Source organism: Nocardiopsis sp. KDC1DS13DA1 (genome assembly GCF_055632325.1).
The window spans coordinates 130513-150113 of record NZ_JBVMUY010000017.1 but is presented as its reverse complement, the minus strand read 5'-3'; the positions used below and the strand labels follow the sequence as shown (position 1 = coordinate 150113).

Annotated in this window: 16 protein-coding genes; 3 read left to right on the top strand and 13 right to left on the bottom strand. The window is 72.0% G+C overall.

Features of this window, described 5'->3' with window-relative positions:
- Positions 1-65: 65 nt before the first annotated feature.
- Positions 66-731, bottom strand: coding sequence for a peptide-methionine (S)-S-oxide reductase MsrA (gene msrA, locus ACTVAJ_RS12625; RefSeq protein WP_470388318.1), 666 nt, complete (start codon positions 729-731; stop codon positions 66-68).
- Positions 732-838: 107 nt separating this feature from the next.
- Between msrA and rarD the strand changes: the two genes are divergently transcribed.
- From rarD to ACTVAJ_RS12610, 3 genes are all read left to right on the top strand, one after another.
- A complete protein-coding gene (gene rarD, locus ACTVAJ_RS12620) occupies positions 839-1768 on the top strand; it encodes an EamA family transporter RarD (protein ID WP_470388317.1) in 930 nt (309 codons plus the stop codon).
- A gap of 115 nt (positions 1769-1883) precedes the next feature.
- A complete protein-coding gene (locus ACTVAJ_RS12615) occupies positions 1884-2717 on the top strand; it encodes a hypothetical protein (protein WP_470388316.1) in 834 nt (277 codons plus the stop codon).
- Between the two features lie 214 nt (positions 2718-2931).
- Entirely contained in the window at positions 2932-4203 is a 1272-nt protein-coding gene (locus ACTVAJ_RS12610) for a hypothetical protein (RefSeq protein ID WP_470388315.1), read from the top strand.
- Positions 4204-4320: 117 nt separating this feature from the next.
- Here the strand turns inward: ACTVAJ_RS12610 and ACTVAJ_RS12605 are convergent, their stop codons facing one another.
- From ACTVAJ_RS12605 to ACTVAJ_RS12550, 12 genes are all read right to left on the bottom strand, one after another.
- A complete protein-coding gene (locus ACTVAJ_RS12605; RefSeq protein ID WP_470388314.1) occupies positions 4321-5325 on the bottom strand; it encodes a polyprenyl synthetase family protein in 1005 nt (334 codons plus the stop codon).
- A 141-nt stretch (positions 5326-5466) separates the two neighbouring features.
- Positions 5467-7131 carry an NADH-quinone oxidoreductase subunit NuoN gene (gene nuoN / locus ACTVAJ_RS12600; protein ID WP_470388313.1) on the bottom strand — a complete coding sequence of 555 codons (1665 nt, stop codon included), beginning with the start codon at positions 7129-7131 and terminating at the stop codon, positions 5467-5469.
- On the bottom strand, positions 7128-8663 hold the full coding sequence (locus tag ACTVAJ_RS12595; RefSeq protein WP_470388312.1) for an NADH-quinone oxidoreductase subunit M: 1536 nt from the start codon (positions 8661-8663) through the stop codon (positions 7128-7130). Before ACTVAJ_RS12595 ends, nuoN begins: the two co-directional genes overlap by 4 nt.
- 3 nt (positions 8664-8666) lie before the next feature.
- Complete coding sequence (gene nuoL, locus ACTVAJ_RS12590) at positions 8667-10610, bottom strand: NADH-quinone oxidoreductase subunit L (protein WP_470388311.1); 1944 nt, start codon at positions 10608-10610, stop codon at positions 8667-8669.
- A gap of 14 nt (positions 10611-10624) precedes the next feature.
- Positions 10625-10924 carry an NADH-quinone oxidoreductase subunit NuoK gene (nuoK, locus tag ACTVAJ_RS12585; RefSeq protein WP_053617022.1) on the bottom strand — a complete coding sequence of 100 codons (300 nt, stop codon included), beginning with the start codon at positions 10922-10924 and terminating at the stop codon, positions 10625-10627.
- Complete coding sequence (locus ACTVAJ_RS12580; RefSeq protein ID WP_470388310.1) at positions 10912-11871, bottom strand: NADH-quinone oxidoreductase subunit J; 960 nt, start codon at positions 11869-11871, stop codon at positions 10912-10914. Before ACTVAJ_RS12580 ends, nuoK begins: the two co-directional genes overlap by 13 nt.
- On the bottom strand, positions 11868-12407 hold the full coding sequence (gene nuoI / locus ACTVAJ_RS12575) for an NADH-quinone oxidoreductase subunit NuoI (protein WP_470388309.1): 540 nt from the start codon (positions 12405-12407) through the stop codon (positions 11868-11870). The genes ACTVAJ_RS12580 and nuoI overlap by 4 nt, the downstream gene beginning before the upstream one ends.
- Complete coding sequence (gene nuoH, locus ACTVAJ_RS12570; RefSeq protein WP_470388308.1) at positions 12400-13770, bottom strand: NADH-quinone oxidoreductase subunit NuoH; 1371 nt, start codon at positions 13768-13770, stop codon at positions 12400-12402. The genes nuoI and nuoH overlap by 8 nt, the downstream gene beginning before the upstream one ends.
- Complete coding sequence (locus ACTVAJ_RS12565) at positions 13767-16226, bottom strand: NADH-quinone oxidoreductase subunit G (protein ID WP_470388307.1); 2460 nt, start codon at positions 16224-16226, stop codon at positions 13767-13769. The genes nuoH and ACTVAJ_RS12565 overlap by 4 nt, the downstream gene beginning before the upstream one ends.
- Positions 16223-17554 (bottom strand): NADH-quinone oxidoreductase subunit NuoF, encoded by a 1332-nt coding sequence (nuoF, locus tag ACTVAJ_RS12560; RefSeq protein ID WP_470388306.1) that lies wholly within the window; start codon positions 17552-17554, stop codon positions 16223-16225. The genes ACTVAJ_RS12565 and nuoF overlap by 4 nt, the downstream gene beginning before the upstream one ends.
- The gene (gene nuoE / locus ACTVAJ_RS12555) at positions 17551-18291 is read right to left on the bottom strand and encodes an NADH-quinone oxidoreductase subunit NuoE (protein WP_470388305.1); all 741 of its coding nucleotides are present in this window, start codon (positions 18289-18291) and stop codon (positions 17551-17553) included. Before nuoE ends, nuoF begins: the two co-directional genes overlap by 4 nt.
- Positions 18288-19583 carry an NADH-quinone oxidoreductase subunit D gene (locus ACTVAJ_RS12550; RefSeq protein ID WP_470388304.1) on the bottom strand — a complete coding sequence of 432 codons (1296 nt, stop codon included), beginning with the start codon at positions 19581-19583 and terminating at the stop codon, positions 18288-18290. The genes nuoE and ACTVAJ_RS12550 overlap by 4 nt, the downstream gene beginning before the upstream one ends.
- Positions 19584-19601 lie beyond the last annotated feature (18 nt).

Below are 19601 nucleotides of genomic sequence, written 5' to 3'. Positions count from 1 at the left end.
CCCGACCGGACCGAGGTCCGGGAAGGGGGCCGAGCGGTGTTCGGCCCACAGCAGCTCCAGCTCGGTCAGGACTCCGTCCCCGCCACACCGATCGGGCAGCTGGCGCCGGTTCCGCCGATCCCGCAGTAGCCGTTCGGGTTCTTGGCGTCGGACAGGTACTGCTGGTGGTAGTCCTCGGCGAAGTAGAACGCCCGCAGCGGCGCGATCTCCGTGGTGATCGGCCCGTACCCGGCCCGGGCGAGGACCGGCTGGAAGGCGTCCCGGGTGGCCTCGGCTGCGGCCCGCTGGGCGTCGTCGTGGTGGAGGATCGCCGACCGGTACTGCGTGCCCGCGTCGTTGCCCTGGCGCATGCCCTGGGTGGGGTCGTGGCCCTCCCAGAACACCCTGAGGACCTCGGTGTAGGAGATCCGCTCGGGGTCGAAGACCACGCGCACCATCTCGGTGTGGCCGGTCAGGCCCGAGCACACCTCCTCGTAGGTGGGGTTGGGCGTGTACCCGCCCGCGTAGCCCACGGCGGTGGTGAAGATCCCGCGCTCCGCGCCCAGGCGCCAGAACGTCCGTTCGGCGCCCCAGAAGCAGCCCATCGCCACGTCGGCGATCTGGTGGCCCTCCGGGTAGGGCGGTGTGAGCGGCGTGCCCAGGACGGTGTGCCTCGCGGGCACCGGCATCGGGGTGTCCCGGCCGGGCAGGGCGCGCGCCGGGTCGACCATGGTCGTCTTCGAACCGAACATGCGTCCAGGGTAGTCGCGGCGGGGCCGCGCCGCACGGATCGTCCGATCGTCCACAGGCCGCGACATCCCCCGGGACACGGAGGTGGGTTCGTCCTACGATGGTGTTCGTGCCCGAATCCAACCGCGGCGTCGCCATCGGCGCGAGCGCCTTCCTCCTGTGGGGCTTCGCGGCCCTCTACTGGCCCTTCCTCTCCGCCTCCGAACCCAGCGAGATCCTGGCCCACCGCATGGTGTGGTCCCTCCTCGCGATGTGCGTTTTCCTCCTGCTCGCCCGACGCGGCTGGAACTGGCTGCTCCCCCTCCTGCGCAACCCGCGCCGCCTCCTCCCGGTCGCGGCCGGGGCCGTCCTCATCGGCCTCAACTGGTGGGGGTTCATCTACTCGGTCTCCATCCAGGAGACCCTCCAGGCCTCGCTCGCCTACTTCATCAACCCGTTGATGGCGGTCTGCCTCGGCGTGCTCGTCTTCTCCGAACGCCTGCGCGCCACCCAGTGGGTCGCGGTCGGCCTGGGCAGCCTGGCCGTGGTGGTCATGACCGTCGCCTACGGCGCGGCCCCGTGGCTGTCCCTGCTCATGGCGTCGTCCTTCGCGGCCTACGGCGCGGTCAAGAAGTACGTCGACCTGGACGGCATGCAGAGCCTCACCGTCGAGACCCTCATCATGTTCCCGCCCGCTCTCGGCTACGTCGTCCACCTGGAGCTGACCGGGGACGGCACGATGTTCTCCGTCTCGCCCGGCCACACGGCCCTGCTGGTCGGCGGCGGCTTCGTCACCGCCCTGCCGCTGCTGCTGTTCGGCGTGGCCGCCCGCCGGGTTCCGCTGAACGTCATCGGCATGCTCCAGTACATCGCGCCCTCGATGATCTTCCTCATCGGCTGGCTGGTCCAGGGCGAGGAGATGCCGCCGAGCCGGTGGCTCGGTTTCGGGTTCGTGTGGCTGGCGGTGCTGGTGTTCGTCTACGACCAGATCCGCGTGGCCCGTTCCGCCCGCCGGGACGGCCGCACCCGCGCCCCCGAGCCCACCGCACCGGCCGACTGACCCCTCTTCCCCGGTTCCGGCAAACCGAAACTACCCTCGGTGACTCTGTGCTAACGTCAGGTCGCGGACGGGGCCTCCCCGTCCCGACCACAGCACCCGTCGCGGAGGGCCCGCCATGCCTGCCACCAGCCGAAGCGGACGCGCGGCGCGCGTCGTCTCGGCCGCGTGCGCGCTGGTGCCCTCCCTTCTGGGACTGCCGCTGCTCGCCGGTGCCTTCATCGCCGCGCTGTGGCTGTTCGGCGCTTCCCCGGCCCACGCCGACGGACTCGCCCTCGACGGCGCCCGGCCCCTGTCCGACGCCGTGCCGCTGAGCGGGGTCGTCGGGGTCACCGACCCGGTCACCGCCACCCTCGGCACCGTCCACCAGGGCCTGGAGGACCGCGCCGAGCGCACCGCCGGGGCCACGGAGGGCCTGTCCGACCCGGCCGACGCGGTCGGCGGGGTGGGTGTGGGGGCCCGCCGCGTCGTCGAGGAGATCAGCCCCGACCGCTGGGACGCGCCCGCCGCCGAACTCCTGCCCGGGCTCGCGGCCGGCCCGGAGGAGGGCCGGGTCCCCGCCCCGCGTGAGGAGTCCGCCCCCGCACCGGCGGAGGACGTCGCGGAGCATCCGGCCCCCTCCGTGCAGGGCGACGACCCGGCACCCGCCCCCGCCCCCGACTCCGACTCCGTCCGGTGGCGCCCCGCCGCCGAGGCGGCCGCCGCCGACGCCCCGGCCCGCACCGACGAGGCCCCCCGTGTGGACCCGCGCGACGCCGAACGCCTCGGCGGCCACCTGACCGCGGGATCCGCGCCGACCTCGGGGAGCGCCTCCCCCGTACCCGGCGTCGCCGGATACCTCACCGCCACGTTCCTGGCCGCCCCGGCCTCCGTGCCCGCCAGCCCGGTCGGCGCCCGGCTCCACTCCGTGCCGGTCGACCCCGCCGACGACCCCACGGTCTCCCCCGACTAGGACCGGCCTCCGGGCGCGTCCGCCGCGCCCCGGACCGGTCCCAGCCCGGGCCCACGCGCCCGTCCACGTCCTGGGAGCTGACCTGAGTCCCGTGCGTTCGCACACGTGATTCACGTCAGCCGGTGGTCCACAGCTCCTCCGGCTCCGGCCCACGCGCCCCCGTCGCGCGATCGGCCGCCCCGTATCCACGAACCAGAGCTTTGGAAGGTTAACCATGACGCAGGTCAAGCGAACCTCAGCCCGGACCCTCGTCCTCGCCGCAGGGACGGCCGGCTTCGTCGCCCTGGGCGCGGGTGTCGCCGGGGCCGACGTGCTGGAGTCCCCCACCCACGAGATCGCCCCCATCGTCGAGCGGGCCCTCATGGAGGGTGTCGCCCCGACGATGCGCGGTCTGGCGCCCGAGGGCGCCGTCCCGATCGCCGACTCCGCGCTGTACGAGCTCCAGCGGACCGCGCACGACCCCGCCAAGCCCGCCCCCGACCTGTCCGCGCCGCTGCCCGAGTCGGGCCGCCTGGTCACCCCCGTGACCGACGTGAGGAGCCCGCTCCCGGCCGTGGGCGAGGCCGTCGCCCAGACGCAGGACGCCACGGGCCTGGACGGCGACCCGCACCACACGATCGGCCACTCGGCGGGTGAGGCCGTGACCGAGTCCGCCACGGACGCCGGGGAGTCCCTGAGCGACCTCGGCGGCATGGTCGAGGACACCGCCGACGACGCGGGCGGCCGGGTCGAGGGGTCGGCGGGCCGGGTCCTGCCGCACACCGTGCGGGCCGCGCACGACCTCAAGGACGAGCTGGACGTCCCCGCGCCCTCCGAGCTGACCCGACTGGCCCACCCCTCCGAGCTGTCCGGTCTGGCCGAGGGGGCGGAGCTGCCGATCGCCGAGGGGTCCGGCCTGCCCGAGGCGACGAACCTGACCGACCTGACCGGCGACAACTCGCTGGCCCTGAGCGACGTGGCGGACCTGCCGCTGGCCGAGGACACCGGCACCGTGCACCAGAGCGCGCCCACCGCCGCCACCGTCCCCAACATCTGGGACATGGCCTACGCCTTCGGGCTGGAGACCCCCAAGCAGGCCCAGGACCTGGTCGAGTCCAACCCGGTCACCGACGACAACTACGTCGACCTCGGCGAGGGCGAGATCCTGGGCATGGTGGGGCAGCGCAACATGGAGGAGCCCCTGACCGCGACCATCTCGCAGAGCTCCCCGGCCGCGGGCGGGCTCGGCGACCTGACCGGGGCGCTGCCCGAGGTGACCGAGGGCGGGCTGCCCCGCGTGGCCGAGGGCGCCGACACCCGGACCGTCGAGGACCTGGTCACCGCGTTGGGCCAGGGCGACCCGATGCTGGAGGACCTGGACACCAGCGACCTGGTGTCGATCGAGGGCGGCAGCCCCGCCCAGGCCCCCGCCGGTGACGACGGCATGACCCACCACCCGACCTTCACCGAGCTGCCCGGCCACGAGGCGCTGCCGGTCGTGGGCTGAGGCCCCGCACGCGAACGACGGCCCCGCCGCCCGGTCAGGGCGGCGGGGCCGTCGCAGGTCTGTGTCGGGCCCGGGCGACGGGCGGGACGAAGCGAGCGCGGAAGCAGAGGGCGCGGCTCAGCCGGAGCGGCGCACCACGTAGTCGCACAGGGACTCGAAGGCACCGCGCGCCGGGCCCTCGGGCAGCGTGGCCAGCTCGGACCGCGCCAGGTCGGCCCAGCGGCCCAGCGTGGCCTCGGCCTCCTCCATCGCGGGGTGTCGGCGCAGCAGGGTGAGCGCCTCCTCGGCCTCCTCGTCGTCCAGCGGGCGGCCCAGCAGCGACCGCAGCCGCTCGTCCTCCGGGGCGGTCGACCGCAGCGCGTAGAACATCGGCAGGGTGAGCACCCCCTCCCGCAGGTCCGTGCCGGGGGTCTTGCCGGAGTCGGCGGTCTCGCTGGCAACGTCGAGCAGGTCGTCGGAGATCTGGAAGGCCATCCCGATCGCGTCGCTGGCCCGGGTGAGTGTGCTCACGGTCTCCGGGTCGACCTTGCCGAACATGCCGCCGAACTCGGCGGAGGAGGCGATGAGCGACGCGGTCTTGTCGCTGATCACCTGGAGGTAGTGGTCCAGCGGGTCGGTGCCCTCCGGCGGACCGGAGGTCTCCAGGATCTGGCCCTGGACGAGGCGGCCGAACGTGACCGCCTGCAACCGGACGGCCTCGGCGCCCAGGTCGGCGAGCAGCTCCGAGGCCTTGGCGAACACGTAGTCGCCGGTGAGGATGGCGACGTTGTTGCCCCAGCGCTGGTTGGCGCTGGGCTCACCGCGCCGCAGCTCCGCCTCGTCCATGACGTCGTCGTGGTAGAGCGTGGCCATGTGGGTCAGCTCCACCACGGCCGCGGCCGGGATCAGGTCGGGCACCGACGGGTCGCCGAAGTGCGCGGCGAGCAGCACGAGTGAGGCGCGGAACCGCTTGCCGCCCGCGGTGATCAGGTGGGAGGCGGCCTCCGTCAGCATGGGGTTGCTGGACTCCACCGTCGACCTGAGCAGGGCCTCGACCTCGTCGAGGCTCGCCTGGACCTCCCGGGCGAGTGTCGGGTCGACTCTCGGCAGAGCGAGAAACCCGCTCGGGACAGCACCGCTCACCGTAAAGCTCCACCTGTCGAGAGGGCGCGCGGGTGGTCCCCCTGTGCGGGGGACCACCGCGCGCTCAGCACATGAACATGATCCGACTTGCCACGGTATCCGACCCGGAATGAAGAGCCAAAGCCACACCCGGGTAGCCGGTCACTCGGTGCCGATATCCGCCGTGACCTGGTACACCGTCACTGTCGCGGGCTGCGAACCCGGCTCCGCGGGAGGCAGCAGGTTCTCCAGGAGCGGCCCCGGGAGGACACCCAGCAGCAACGTGGCGGCCACCCCCAGGGCGATCACCCCGCCCGTGAGCACCCCGGCGGGAGCGACGGTCGGACCCTCGCCCTCCGGGTCCCGGAAGAACATCACGACGATGATCCGGACGTAGAAGAACGCGGTGACGGCACTGCTGAGGACACCCACGACCACGAGCGGCGCGGCACCCGCGGCCAGGGCCGCCTCGAACACGGCGAACTTGCCGATGAACCCGCTCGTGAGGGGGATCCCGGCGAAGGCGAGCAGGAACAGGCCCAGCGATCCGGCCAGCACCGGGGAGCGCCGCCCCAACCCCGCCCAGCGGTCGAGGTCGCCCAGTTCCTGGCCGCCGTCGCGGGTGCGCACCAGCGTCACCACCGCGAACGCGCCCAGCGTGGTGAACCCGTACGCCGCCAGGTAGAACATGGCGCCCGCGAGCCCCTCCACGCTGTTGGCGACGACCGCCGTGAGCACGAAACCGGCGTGCACCACCGACGAGTAGGCGAGCAGCCGCTTGACGTCCCGCTGCGTGACCGCGATGACCGCGGCGGCGACCATCGTGAGAATGGCCACCGTCCACAGCATGGGCTCCCACACGTCCGCGGAACCGCCGAACGGGACGAAGAACACCCGCAGCAGCGCGCCGAACGCCGCGACCAGCGTGCACGAGGCCATGAGCGCGGTGATCGGCGTCGGGGCGCCCTGGTAGACGTCCGGCTTCCAGTTGTGGAAGGGCACCGCGCCGACCTTGAACAGCAGGCCGACCGCGACCAGGCCGACCCCCATGAGCAGCAGCGGTTCGCCGTCACCACCCTCGAAGATGGCCGCGCCCCCGTTCTCCACGGCGACGCGCACGTCCGCGAAGTTCACCGAGCCCGCGTACCCGTAGACCATCGCGATGCCGAACAGGAAGAACGCCGAGGCGAACGCGCCCAGCAGGAAGTACTTGACCGCGGCCTCCTGCGAGAAGAGGCGGCGACGGCGGGCCAGCCCGCACATCAGGTACAGCGGCAGGCTCATCACCTCCAGGGCGATGAACATGGTGAGGAAGTCGTTGGACGCCGGGAACATGAGCATCCCCAGCACCGCGAACAGCACCAGCGGGTAGACCTCGGTGTGCTGGGAGCCCGCCATGATGTGGGCGCGCTCCTCCTCACTGCCGGGCACCGTGGCGGCCTGCGCGGCGAAGGCGTCGCGGCCGTGCCGGCGCTCGGCGATCAGCATGAGGCTGACCAGCGCCAGGACCGTGATCGTGCCCTGGAAGAACAGGACCGTCCGGTCCACGGCCAGCACCCCGGCGGCCAGCAGCGCGCCCTCCTCCGGGACGGTGCCCGTCTGGACGAGCAGCAGGACGAACGTGGTGAGCAGCGCCACGGCGGCGAGCCCGAGCTGGAGCCCCCGGCGCCGCGCGCTCGGCACGAAGGCCTCGAACAGCACGGCGAGCACACCCGCCGCGAACACGGTGAGCAGCGGCGCGAACAGCCACCAGTCCAGTTCCGGTGCCGCCTCGGTGAGTCCGGGGAGCGTCGGCTCCACCGCCTCGGCGGGGATGAGGGGGATCACTCCTCGTCTCCTTCCTGTGCGCCGCCGTCGGCGACCGCGTCGGCCTCGGAGGCGTCCTGGTCGACGGTGCGTTCGACGGCGGGGTTGATCACGTCCAGCAGCGGCTGCGGGTAGACGCCGAACGCGATGATGAGGGCGACCAGCGGGCTGATCGCCCAGGCCTCACGGCCGGACAGGTCACGCAGTCCGGACAGCCGCTCGGGCACCGGGCCGGTCATGGTGCGCTGGTACATCCACAGGATGTAGAGGGCGGCCAGGACGACGCCGGCCGTGGCCAGGACCGCCGGGACCGCGTTGAACTCGTACACCCCGACGAACACCAGGAACTCGCTGACGAACGGGGCGAGCCCGGGCAGCGCGAGCCCGGCCAGGCCCACGACCAGGAAGGTCCCGGCCAGCTTCGGGGCGATCTTCTGCACGCCGCCGTAGTCGGCGATGAGCGCCGAGCCGCGGCGGGCGATGAGGAAGCCCACGATGAGGAAGAGCGCCCCCGTCGCCAACCCGTGGTTGACCATGTACAGGGTCGCGCCCGCCTGGCCCGCCTGGGTCAGGGCGAAGATGCCCAGGGTGATGAAGCCGAAGTGGGACACGGACGTGTAGGCGACCAGGCGCATCATGTCGGTCTGGCCGATGGCGAGGATCGCGCCGTAGACGATGCTCACCAGGCTCAGTCCGACCACCGGCCAGACGAACCACGAGGTCGCCGCGGGGAACAGCTCCAGGCAGTACCGGAGCATCCCGTAGGTGCCGACCTTGTCCAGCACGCCGACCAGCAGGACCGCCGTCCCGGGCCGGGACGCCCCGGCCGCCGACGGCAGCCAGGTGTGCACGGGCCACATCGGCGCCTTGATCGCGAAGGCGACGAAGAAGCCGAGGAACAGCCACCGCGCGGTCTCCGGGGAGACCGCCCGCAGCGGACCGCCGTCCGCGACCAGGTCGGTCCACAGGAAGGTGCCGCCGTACACGTACACGCCGATCACCGCGACCAGCATGACCAGGCCGCCCGCGAGGCTGTACAGCAGGAACTTCACGGCCGCGCGCGACCGCTCGTCGCCGCGCCCGTAGCGCCCGATCATGAAGTAGACCGGGATGAGCATCGCCTCGAAGAAGACGTAGAACAGGAAGACGTCGGTGGCGGCGAAGACGCCGACCATCATCGCCTCCAGCACCAGGACGAGGGCGAGGTACCCGCGCCCGCCGTCCTCACGGTCGTCGTGCTCGCTCCAGGCGGCCAGGACGACCAGCGGCACGAGCACCGCCGACATCAGGATGAGCGCCAGGGCGACGCCGTCCACGCCGACCGCGTAGTGGACCCCGAAGTAGGGGATCCACGGGTACACCTCCTCGAACTGGAGCCGCCCCGCGGCGGAGACGTCGAAGCGCAGCGCCATCGCCGCGACCACGAGCAGTGTGCCCAGGGAGAAGCCCAGGGCGATCCGCTTCGCGGTCTCGGCCGAGCCGCGCGGTGTCGCCCAGAGGACGACCGCGCCGACCGCGGGGAGCGCGATCGCGATGGTGAGCCAGGGGATCATTGTCTACAACCTCACAACCAGCGTCGCGGCGACGATGACGGCGCCGAAGAGCATGGTGAGCGCGTACGTGCGGGCGAACCCGGTCTGGGTCCGGCCCAGCTCCCTGGAGGAGTCGCGCACACCCATCCCGAGCCCGTCCACCGCCGCGTCGATGACCTTGTCCTCGACCACGACCATGGCCTTGGTGAGGATCTGTCCGGGCTTCATGAACAGCTCCTCGTTGATCTCGTTGCCGTACAGCTCCCGGCTCGCGGCGACGGTGACGAGGTTCCCGACGGGCGCGGTCCGCGCGACCGGCCTGCGCAGGTACACCGCCCAGGCCGCCGCCACGCCGAGCACCAGGACGCCCAGCGCCGCCAGCCCGTAGGGGGAGGTGAAGGCGTGCGCCACGTCGAAGTGGTGCGGCTCGGCGGCCACGGCCGGGGCGAGGAAGCCCGCGAACCGGTCGCCGAACATCAGGAACGCGCCCAGGGCGGTGGAGCCGATCGCCAGCACGACCATCGGCGCGGTCATCACGCCGGGGGACTCGTGCGGGTGCACGCCCTCGTCCCACCTCTTCTCCCCGAGGAAGGTCATGAAGACCATCCGCGACATGTAGAAGGCGGTGAGGCCGGCGCCGACGATGACCGCGGTGCCGAGCACGGTGCCCGCGGTCCCGCCGAGGTCGAAGGCGGCGGAGATGATGCTCTCCTTGGTCCACCAGCCGGACAGGAACGGAACGCCGATGATGGCGAGGTAGCCCAGGCCGAAGGTGGCGAAGGTGACCGGCATGACCCGGCCCAGTCCGCCGTACCGGCGCATGTCCACACCGTCGTTCATCGCGTGCATGACCGACCCGGCGCCCAGGAACAGTCCGGCCTTGAAGAAGCCGTGCGTGACCAGGTGGGCGATGGCGGCCACGTAGCCGACCGGGCCGAGGCCGGCGGCCAGGACCATCATCCCGATCTGGCTCATCGTCGACCCGGCCAGGGACTTCTTGATGTCGTCCTTGGCCGAGGCGATGATCCCGCCCGCGATCATCGTCGCCGCGCCGACCACCGTGACGGCGGTCTGGGCGGCGGGGGCGCCCTCGAAGATCGGACCGGCGCGCACCACCAGGTACACACCGGCGGTGACCATGGTCGCCGCGTGGATGAGCGCCGACACCGGGGTCGGGCCCTCCATGGCGTCGAGCAGCCACGCCTGGAGCGGGAGCTGCGCGGACTTGCCGCACGCGCCCAGCAGCAGGAGGAGGCCGATCGCCAGCAGCAGGCCGTCGCTCACCCCGGGCACCTGGGCGAACACGTCGCTGAAGCCGACCGCGCCCAGGGCGGTGTACATGATCATGATCGCCACGAGCAGGCCGATGTCACCGACCCGGTTGATCAGGAACGCCTTCTTGGCGGCGGTGGCCGCGCTCGGCTTGTACTGCCAGAACCCGATGAGCAGGTAGGACGCCAGGCCCACACCCTCCCAGCCGAGGAAGAGCAGCACGAAGTTGTCCGCGAGCACCAGCACGAGCATGGCGGCCAGGAACAGGTTGAGGTAGGCGAAGAACCGCCGCCGGTCGGGATCCTCGGCCATGTAGCCGACCGAGTAGATGTGGATCAGCGATCCGACGAACGTGATCAGCAGGACGAACGTGATCGACAGGGGGTCGACCAGCAGGTTGACCTGGGCGGAGACACCGCCCGTGGCGAACCACTCGTACACCGGGACCGAGACGGCCCGGGCGTCGGCGGCCCGGCCGAGCAGGTCGAACAGGACGAGGACCGCCCAGGCGAAGGACGCCACCGGCAGGGCCACGGCCAGCCAGTGCCCCCAGGCGTTGGTGCGCCGCCCGCCCAGCAGGAGGATCGCCGCGCCCGCCAGGGGCAGGGCGATCAGCAGCCAGGCGTACGACAGCACCGGGCTGTCGGCGGCGGCCGCCACCGCGGGTTCGGCGGCGAGGTATGCGTGAGATGTCACTGCCACGTCGCCTTCTAGTGCTTGAGCAGGTTCGCGTCATCGAGCGACGCCGACCTGCGGGTTCGGAAGATCTGCATGATGATCGCCAGCCCGACGACCACCTCGGCGGCGGCGACGACCATCACGAAGAAGGCGATGACCTGCCCCTCGATGTCCCCGTGCATCCGGGCGAACGCGACGAACGCCAGGTTGCAGGCGTTGAGCATGAGCTCCACGCACATGAAGACGATGATCGCGTTGCGCCGGATGAGCACGCCGACGGCGCCGATGGTGAAGATCAGCGCGGCCAGGACGATGTAGTTCATCGGGTCCACGAGGACTCGACCTCCTGCCCGTTGCCGTTGTGGTCGCCGTCCGGTGCGCCCTCGGGGTCCGCCTCGTCACCGGGGGACCCGGCGGATCCGTCCGCGCCGTTCTCCGTCGGCCCGCCCTCCTTGGAGTGGGCCGAGTCCGACGCCCCGCCCGGGAGCGGCGGCCGTCCCGCCCGGACGTCGCTCGGCACGCCCGACTGGAGCTCCGGGTCGCGCGCGGCGAGGACGGGGTTGAGCGAGAGCTGGGAGACCGTGCCGTCCGGCAGCAGCGCGGGCATGTCGATCGCGTTGTGCCGGGCGTAGGTGCCGGGTCCGGGCAGCGGCGTCGGGTGGTCGCCGCGGATCCGGTCCTCGGAGATCTCCCGCTGGGTGCGGCGCTTCTTCGTCCGGGCGGTGTGCGCCAGGACCAGGGCGCCCAGGACCGCGGTGATGAGCAGCGCGCCGGTGGCCTCGAAGGCGACCACGTAGCGCAGCAGCAGCTCGTTGGCGATCCACGGGATGCTGCCCCCGGCGGCGGCCGCTCCCCCGGCGATGCCGACCGGGTCGCCCACGACGATGCGGGTGATCCCGGTGGCCAGGGCGCCGACGAAGCACAGCGCGACGACGGCGGTCAGGATCCGCTGCCCGCCGAGCGTCTCGGTGAGCGAGTCGGCCGAGCTGACACCGATGAGCATGAGCACGAACAGGAACAGCATCAGGACCGCGCCGGTGTAGACGACGATCTGGACGACCATGAGGAACGGCGCCTCGTTGATGCCGTAGAAGACGGCCAGGCCGACCATGGCCAGGGCCATCGACATGGCCGAGTGGACGGCCTTGCGGGAGAAGACCACGCCCAGGGCGCCCAGGACGACCAGGGTGCCCAGGATCCAGAAGGCGCCGGCCTCCCCGCCGCCGATGGGGGCCGCGAGCGCGGGGGCCGACGAGGCGGCGACGGTGGCGGGGGTCAACGTACCGCCTCCGTCGTCTCCTGCGACCCGTGCTGGCCGCGCCCGGTCGCGTAGTACTCCTCCTCGGTCTCGCCGAGCCGCATCGGGTGCGGCGGCGCCTCCATGCCCTCCTTCAGCGGGGCGAGCAGCTGTTCCTTGGTCCAGATCAGGCTCTGCCTGCTGTCGTCGGCCAGCTCGTACTCGTTGGTCATGGTCAGCGCGCGGGTCGGGCAGGCCTCCACGCACAGCCCGCACAGGATGCAGCGCAGGTAGTTGATCTGGTAGACCCGCCCGTAGCGTTCGCCGGGCGAGTACCGCTCGTCCTCGCTGTTGTCACCGGCCTCCACGTAGATGGCGTCGGCGGGGCAGGCCCAGGCGCACAGTTCGCACCCGATGCACTTCTCCAGGCCGTCGGACCACCTGTTCAGCTGGTGCCGACCGTGGAAGCGTGGCGCCGTGGGGCGCTTGACCTCCGGATACTCGACCGTCGGCACCTTGGTGAACATGGTGTGGAAGGTGACGCCGAAACCCTTGACCGGGTTGAGCCACTCAAGCACCGCTGACCTCCTCACGCTTGTCGTTGCGTCCGGCGGCGGCAGAGGCCGTCCGCGGGGGTTCGGCGAGCACGCTGCTGCCGTAGTGCGCGGCGGTGCTCGGGGGGACCGGGAACCCGCCGAAGGACGGGTCCTCGTGGGAGCGGCGCGCGTTCTCCGCCCGTTCGCGGGCCTGGGCCGCGCGTTCCCGGCGCGCGTACCGCACCCAGGACCAGAAGGCGGCGAGCGTGGCCGCGGTGAACGCCGCCACGACGAGGCCGACGACCACCGGGGAGGCGCCGTCGAGGACGAGCATCCGCACGACGGCGACCGCGGTGATCCACACGAGCTGGACCGGGATGAGCACCTTCCAGCCGAACTTCATCAGCTGGTCGTAGCGGACGCGGGGCAGACTGCCGCGCGCCCAGATGAACAGGAACATCACGCACACGAACTTGAGCAGCCACCACAGGGCGGGCCACCAGCCCTCGTTGGCGCCGGGCAGGACCGCCTCGACACCGGGCGGGGCGAGCCAGCCGCCGAGGAAGAGCGTCACGGACACCGCCGCGACCGTGCACATGTTCACGTACTCCGCGAGGAAGAACATCGTGAACTTCATGGACCCGTACTCGGTCATGAAGCCGCCGACGATCTCCCCCTCGCCCTCGGCGAGGTCGAACGGGAGCCGGTTGGTCTCGCCGATCATCGTCACCAGGTAGACCAGGAACGACGGCAGGAGCAGCACCGCGAACCACAGGCCGCGCTGGGACTCGACGATGCCGGACGTGGTGAGCGTCCCGGACATGATGAAGACCGCCACGAAGGACATGCCCATGGCGATCTCGTAGCTGATCACCTGCGCCGACGCCCGCAGACCGCCGAGCAGCGCGTAGGGCGACTGCGAGGCCCAGCCGCCGAGCACGAACCCGTACACGCCCAGGGCGGCGGTGGCCAGGACCACCAGCGCGGCGATCGGCAGGTCGGTGAGCTGGAGCGGCGTGAGGACACCGAACAGGTTCACCTCCGGTCCGATCGGGATGACGGAGAAGGCGATGAAGGCGGGCACGGCCGCGATCATCGGCGCGGCGATGTAGACGAACCGGTCCACCCCGCGCGGGATCAGGTCCTCCTTGAGGGAGAGCTTGATCCCGTCGAACAGGGACTGGAGCAGGCCGAAGGGGCCCATCCGGTTGGGGCCGTGCCGCTGCTGCATCCGGCCCATGACCTTGCGGTCGGCCATGATCATCATCAGCACGCACACCATGAGGAAGACGAAGATCGCCAGGGCCTTGATCGTGGTGATCCACCAGGGGTCCTGGCCGAACGCGTCCAGGCCGGCCTCCGAGGCCAACTGGACCGCACGCGGATCGGGGGCGGCGGGGCTCACTGGTTCCTCCCGGAGTCCGTGGCGGTGGCCAGGATGACCGTCTCGCCCGCGCCGCCCCCGAGGTCACGCGGGACGTCGCAGCCGCGGGCGTTGGCGGGCAGCCAGACGACCCGGTCGGCGATGTCGGTGACGATCGCGGGGACGGTCACGGAACCGCGGGTCCCCGTGACGCGGAGCGTTCCGCCGTCGGGGACGCCGACCTCGTCGGCCGTGGCCTTGGACAGGTAGGCGCGGGGCGCCCGGGCGGTCCCGGCGAGGAACGGCTCGCCGTCCTCCATCCGTCCGGTACCGAGCAGTTGGCGCCAGGTCGACAGGACCGCCTGGCCGGGCCCGGTGGCGGGGACCGGCACGGGGCGCACCGACGGTCCGTCGGCGCGCTCGCCGGTCCACAGCCCGAGTTCGAGCAGTTCGCGGTAGGCGGTCGCGGAGTCGGGCAGGCCGAGGTGGACGTCCATACCGTCGGCGATCGCCGCGAGCACCCGCAGGTCGGAGAGGGCGCCGGGCACCTTGAGCGCGTCGCCGAAGGGCCGGTGGCGGCCCTCCCAGTTGACGAAGGTGCCGGACTTCTCCGCGACGGCGGCCACCGGGAGCACCACGTCGGCGCGGTCGGTGACGTCGCTGGCCCGCAGTTCGAGGCTGACCACGAACGGCACCCGGGCCAGCGCGGCGCGGGCGGCGTCGGGGTCGGGCAGGTCGTCGATCTCGACCCCGGCGACGAGCAGGGCGTCCAGCTCACCGGCGGCGGCCGCCGCGATGATGCGGTCGGTGTCGCGGCCCGGGGCCTCCGGCAGGGAGCCCACGTTCCAGACCCGGGCCACCTCGGCCCGGGCGGCCGGGTCGGCGACCGGACGGCCTCCGGGCAGCAGGCCCGGCAGCGCTCCGGCGTCGACCGCGCCGCGCTCGCCCGCGCGGCGGGGCACCCAGACCAGGCGGGCGCCGGTCCGCTCGGCCAGGGCGACGGCGGCGGTGAGCGCGCCGGGGACGGCGGCGAGCCGCTCACCCGCGACGATCACCGCGCCCTGCGACCCCAGGGCCTCGGCCGCCTCGGGGCTCTCGTCCTCCAGGGCGTTGAGCACGCGCGCCTCGTCACCGGGGACCGCGCGGACGAGTCGACCGTCGGCCTTGGTCAGGCCGAGGGTGGAGTGCGAGGCGACGGAGAAGACCGCGACCCCGTTCTTCCGGGCGCCCTTGCGCAGCCGGAGGAACATGCTCGGGGACTCGTCCTCGGGATCGATCCCGGCCAGGAGCACGGCGGGCGCCTTCTCCAGAGCGGTGAAGTCGACCCCGATCGGCGCGCCCGCGACGCGGGCGGCCAGGAAGTCGGCCTCCTCGTCGGAGTGGGCGCGGGCCCGGGCGTCGACGTCGTTGGTGCCCAGGGCGACACGGGCGAACTTGGCGTAGGCGTAGGCGTCCTCGTAGGTGAGGCGGCCGCCGACCAGGACGCCGACCCGGCCGCGCGCGGCGGCCAGGCCCCGGGCGGCGATGTCGACCGCCTCGGGCCAGGAGGCGAACTCCAGGGCACGGGACTCCCCGTCCCGGACGAGGGGGCGGGTGAGGCGGTCGGCCCGGGTGGCGTAGGTGAACGCCCACCGGCCCTTGTCGCAGTTCCACTCCTCGTTGACCTGCGGGTCGTCCCCGGCCAGGCGGCGGGTGACCTTGCCGCGCCGGTGGTCGGTGCGCTGGGCGCAGCCGCCCGCGCAGTGCTCGCACACGCTGGGTGTGGACACCAGGTCGAAGGGGCGGGACCGGAACCGGTAGGCGGCGCCGGTGAGCGCTCCGACCGGACAGATCTGCACGGTGTTGCCGGAGAAGTAGGAGTCGAACGCCTCCCCCTCGGCGATGCCGACCTGCTCCTGCGCGCCGCGCTCCATCAGCTCGATGAGCGGGTCCCCAGCGATCTGGGCGGCGAAGCGGGTGCAGCGGGCGCACTGGATACAGCGCTCACGGTCGAGCAGCACCTGGCTGGAGAGCGAGATCGGTTTGGGGAAGGTGCGCTTGACGTCGACGAAGCGCGTCTCCCCCCGCCCGTTGGACATCGCCTGGTTCTGGAGCGGGCACTCACCGCCCTTGTCGCAGACCGGGCAGTCCAGCGGGTGGTTGATCAGGAGGAACTCCATGATCCCGCGCTGGGCCTTCTCCGCCACCTCCGAGGTCAGCTGGGTGTTGACCACCATGCCGTCCATGACGGTGATGGTGCAGGAGGCCTGCGGCTTGGGCATCCCCCGCCCGTTGCCCATGTCGGGGATCTCCACCAGGCACTGGCGGCAGGCGCCGACCGGGTCGAGCAGCGGGTGGTCGCAGAACCGGGGGATCTGGATCCCGAGCAGCTCGGCGGCGCGGATGACCAGGGTGCCCTTGGGCACCTGGATCCGGAACCCGTCGATGGTGACGGTGATCAGGTCCTCCGGGGGCGGTGCGGGTGCCGCCCCGCCGGAGGAGTTGGACGTGACGGTCACTGGTTCCCTCCCCGTTCCGTGGTGGTCGAGGTCGGCCGGTCCCCCCAGAGGGTGGCCCTGGAGTGGTCGAAGGGGCATCCGCCCTTCTCCACGTGGTCGATGTACTCCTGGCGGAAGTACTTGATGGAGGAGGTGACCGGGCTGGTGGCGCCGTCGCCGAGGGCGCAGAAGGACCGGCCGAGCAGGTTGTCGCAGATGTCGAGGAGCTTGTCGAGGTCCTCCTCCGTGCCCTGGCCGTTCTCCAGCCGGTCCAGCACCTGGACCATCCAGAAGTTGCCCTCGCGGCAGGGCGTGCACTTGCCGCAGGACTCGTGGGCGTAGAAGGCGATCCACCGGCCGACCGCGCGGACGACGCACGTGGTCTCGTCGAAGATCTGGAGGGCGCGGGTGCCGAGCATGGACCCGGCGGCGCCCACCGACTCGAAGTCGAGCGGTGTGTCGAGGTGCTCGTCGGTGAAGATCGGCGTGGAGGAGCCGCCGGGCGTCCAGAACTTGAGCCGGTGCCCGGGACGGATCCCGCCCGCCATGTCGAGGAGCTCGCGCAGGGTGATCCCGAGCGGCGCCTCGTACTGGCCGGGGTTGGTGACGTGCCCGGACAGGGAGAAGAAGCCGAACCCGGCGGACTTCTCCGTGCCCATGGAGGTGAACCACTCGGCGCCGTTGGCGACGATGCTCGGGACGCTGGCGATGGACTCGACGTTGTTCACCACGGTGGGCGAGGCGTAGAGCCCGGCGACGGCGGGGAAGGGCGGCTTGAGCCGGGGCTGGCCCCGGTAGCCCTCCAGGGAGTCGAGCAGCGCCGTCTCCTCACCGCAGATGTAGGCGCCCGCCCCCGCGTGGACGACGACGTCCAGGTCGAAACCGGTGCCGAGGATGTTCCTCCCGAGCAGCCCGGCGTCGTAGGCCTCGGCGACGGCCCGGCGCAGGCGGCGGATGACGTGGACGACCTCGCCGCGCACGTAGACGAACGCCTGGCTCGACCTGATCGCGTAGGAGGCGATCGCGATGCCCTCGACCAGCGCGTGCGGGTTGGCGAGCATCAGCGGGATGTCCTTGCAGGTGCCCGGCTCGGACTCGTCGGCGTTGACGACGAGGTAGCGCGGGTTGGGGTTGTCCGGCGGGAGGAAGCCCCACTTCATCCCGGTGGGGAACCCGGCGCCGCCGCGGCCGCGCAGCCCGGACTGCTTGACCAGGTCGACGATGGCGTCGGGCGCCATGCCCAGCGCCTTGCGCAGGGCCCCGTAACCGCCGGTGGCCCGGTAGCCGTCGAGGGTGAAGGAGTCCGATCGGTCCCAGTGCTCGGACAGGATCGGGGTCAGGGTGGTCACTTGGCTTCCTCCTCACCCTGGTCGGGAGCGGGGAGGTTCGCCGGGTCGGGAGCCGTCCATCCGTGCTCGCGGGCGAGCCGCAGCCCGGCCAGGGAGGGGGCCGCCGCCTGGACGCCCTCGTCCGCGCGGCCGTCGTCGAACCCGGCCAGCACGCGCGAGGCCTGCTTCCAGGTGCACAGGCTCGACGGGCCGCGGGTGGGCGCGACGTCCCTGCCCAGCCGCAGGTCGTCGACCAGGGCCTTGGCGCTCTCGGGCGTCTGGTTGTCGAAGAACTCCCAGTTGACCATCACGACCGGCGCGAAGTCGCAGGCCGCGTTGCACTCGACGTGCTCCAGCGTGACCCGGCCGTCCTCGGTGGTCTCGGCGTTGCCCACGCCCAGGTGCTCCTTGAGGGCCGCGAAGATCTCGTCGCCGCCCATCACCGCGCACAGGGTGTTGGTGCACACGCCCACCTGGTAGTCGCCGCCGGGACGGCGGCGGTACATCGTGTAGAAGGTGGCCACGGCGTTGACCTCGGCGAGGGTGATGCCGAGCTGGTCGGCGCAGAAGCGCATCCCCGCGCGGCTGACGTGGCCCTCCTCGGCCTGCACCAGGTGCAGCAGGGGCAGGAGCGCGGACCGCTCCTTCGGGTAGCGGCTGATCAGCTCCTTGGCGTCCTGCTCCAGGCGGGCGACCACCTCGTCGGGGAACCGGTCGGGAGCGGTGCCCCCGTCGTCGGGTGTGCTGTGCTCGGTCACCGGTCCACGCCTCCCATCACCGGGTCGATACTGGCCACGGCCGCGATGACGTCCGCCACCGTGCCGCCCTCGCACATGGCGGCGACGGCCTGGAGGTGCGTGAACGAGGGGTCGCGAAAGTGCACGCGGTACGGACGGGTGCCCCCGTCGCTGACCGCGTGGCACCCGAGTTCGCCCTTGGCGCTCTCGACGGCCGCGTAGGCCTGGCCCGCGGGCACCCGGAAGCCCTCGGTGACCAGCTTGAAGTGGTGGATGAGCGCCTCCATGGAGCCGCTCATGATGTGCGCGATGTGGTCGGGCGAGTTGCCCATCCCGTCCGGGCCGAGCACCAGCTTGGCGGGCCAGCCGATCTTGGCGTCCTCGATCATCACCGGGCCGGGCTGGAGCCTGTCCAGGCACTGCTCGACGATCCTGAGGCTCTCGGTCATCTCGGCCATGCGGACGCGGTAGCGCGCGTAGACGTCGCCGCCGTCGGAGACGGGGACGTCGAACTCGTAGTTCTCGTAGCCGCAGTAGGGCTTGGCCTTGCGCAGGTCCCAGGCCAGGCCGGAGGCGCGCAGCAACGGGCCGGTCACGCCCAGGGCCATGCAGCCCGGCAGGTTGAGGTAGGCCACGTCCCTCGTGCGGGCGAGGTAGACGGGGTTCTCGTCCAGGAGCTTGCGCATGATGGCGATGCGCTTGGGCATCTCCTTGAGGAGTTCGCGGATCTTGCCGACCGCGCCGGGCGGCAGGTCCTGGGCCACGCCGCCGGGGCGCACGTAGGCGTGGTTCATCCGCAGGCCCGTGATGAGCTCCAGGATGTCCAGGATCATCTCGCGCTCGCGGAAGCCGTTGGTCATGACCGTGGTCGCGCCGAGCTCCATGCCGAACGTGGCCATCGCGACGAAGTGCGACGCCATCCGGTTGAGCTCCATGACCAGGACGCGGATGACGTTGGCCCGCTCGGGGATCCGGTCCTCGACGTCGAGCAGCCGCTCGACCGCCAGGCAGTACGCCGTCTCGTTGAACAGCGGCGTCAGGTAGTCCATGCGGGTGACGAACGTGGTCCCCTGGGTCCACGTCCGGTACTCCATGTTCTTCTCGATACCGGTGTGCAGGTAACCGATACCGACGCGCGCCTCGGTGCAGGTCTCACCGTCGAGGGTGAGGATCAGGCGGAGGACGCCGTGCGTGGAGGGGTGCTGGGGTCCCATGTTGACGACGAGGCGCTCGGCGCTCGTGGCCTGCGCCCTCTCGATGACCTCGTCCCAGTCCCCGCCGGAGGCGTCGATGTAGTCCTCGGTGACGGTCATGCCGGGCCTCCCTTCAGG

What these genes read in the sequence shown, in the direction of transcription:
- msrA (WP_470388318.1), bottom strand. Translation starts at nt 731, where the DNA reads ATGTTCGGTTCGAAGACGACCATGGTCGACCCGGCGCGCGCCCTGCCC.
- ACTVAJ_RS12615 (WP_470388316.1), top strand. Translation starts at nt 1,884, where the DNA reads ATGCCTGCCACCAGCCGAAGCGGACGCGCGGCGCGCGTCGTCTCGGCC.
- ACTVAJ_RS12610 (WP_470388315.1), top strand. Translation starts at nt 2,932, where the DNA reads ATGACGCAGGTCAAGCGAACCTCAGCCCGGACCCTCGTCCTCGCCGCA.
- ACTVAJ_RS12595 (WP_470388312.1), bottom strand. Translation starts at nt 8,663, where the DNA reads ATGATCCCCTGGCTCACCATCGCGATCGCGCTCCCCGCGGTCGGCGCG.
- ACTVAJ_RS12550 (WP_470388304.1), bottom strand. Translation starts at nt 19,583, where the DNA reads ATGACCGTCACCGAGGACTACATCGACGCCTCCGGCGGGGACTGGGAC.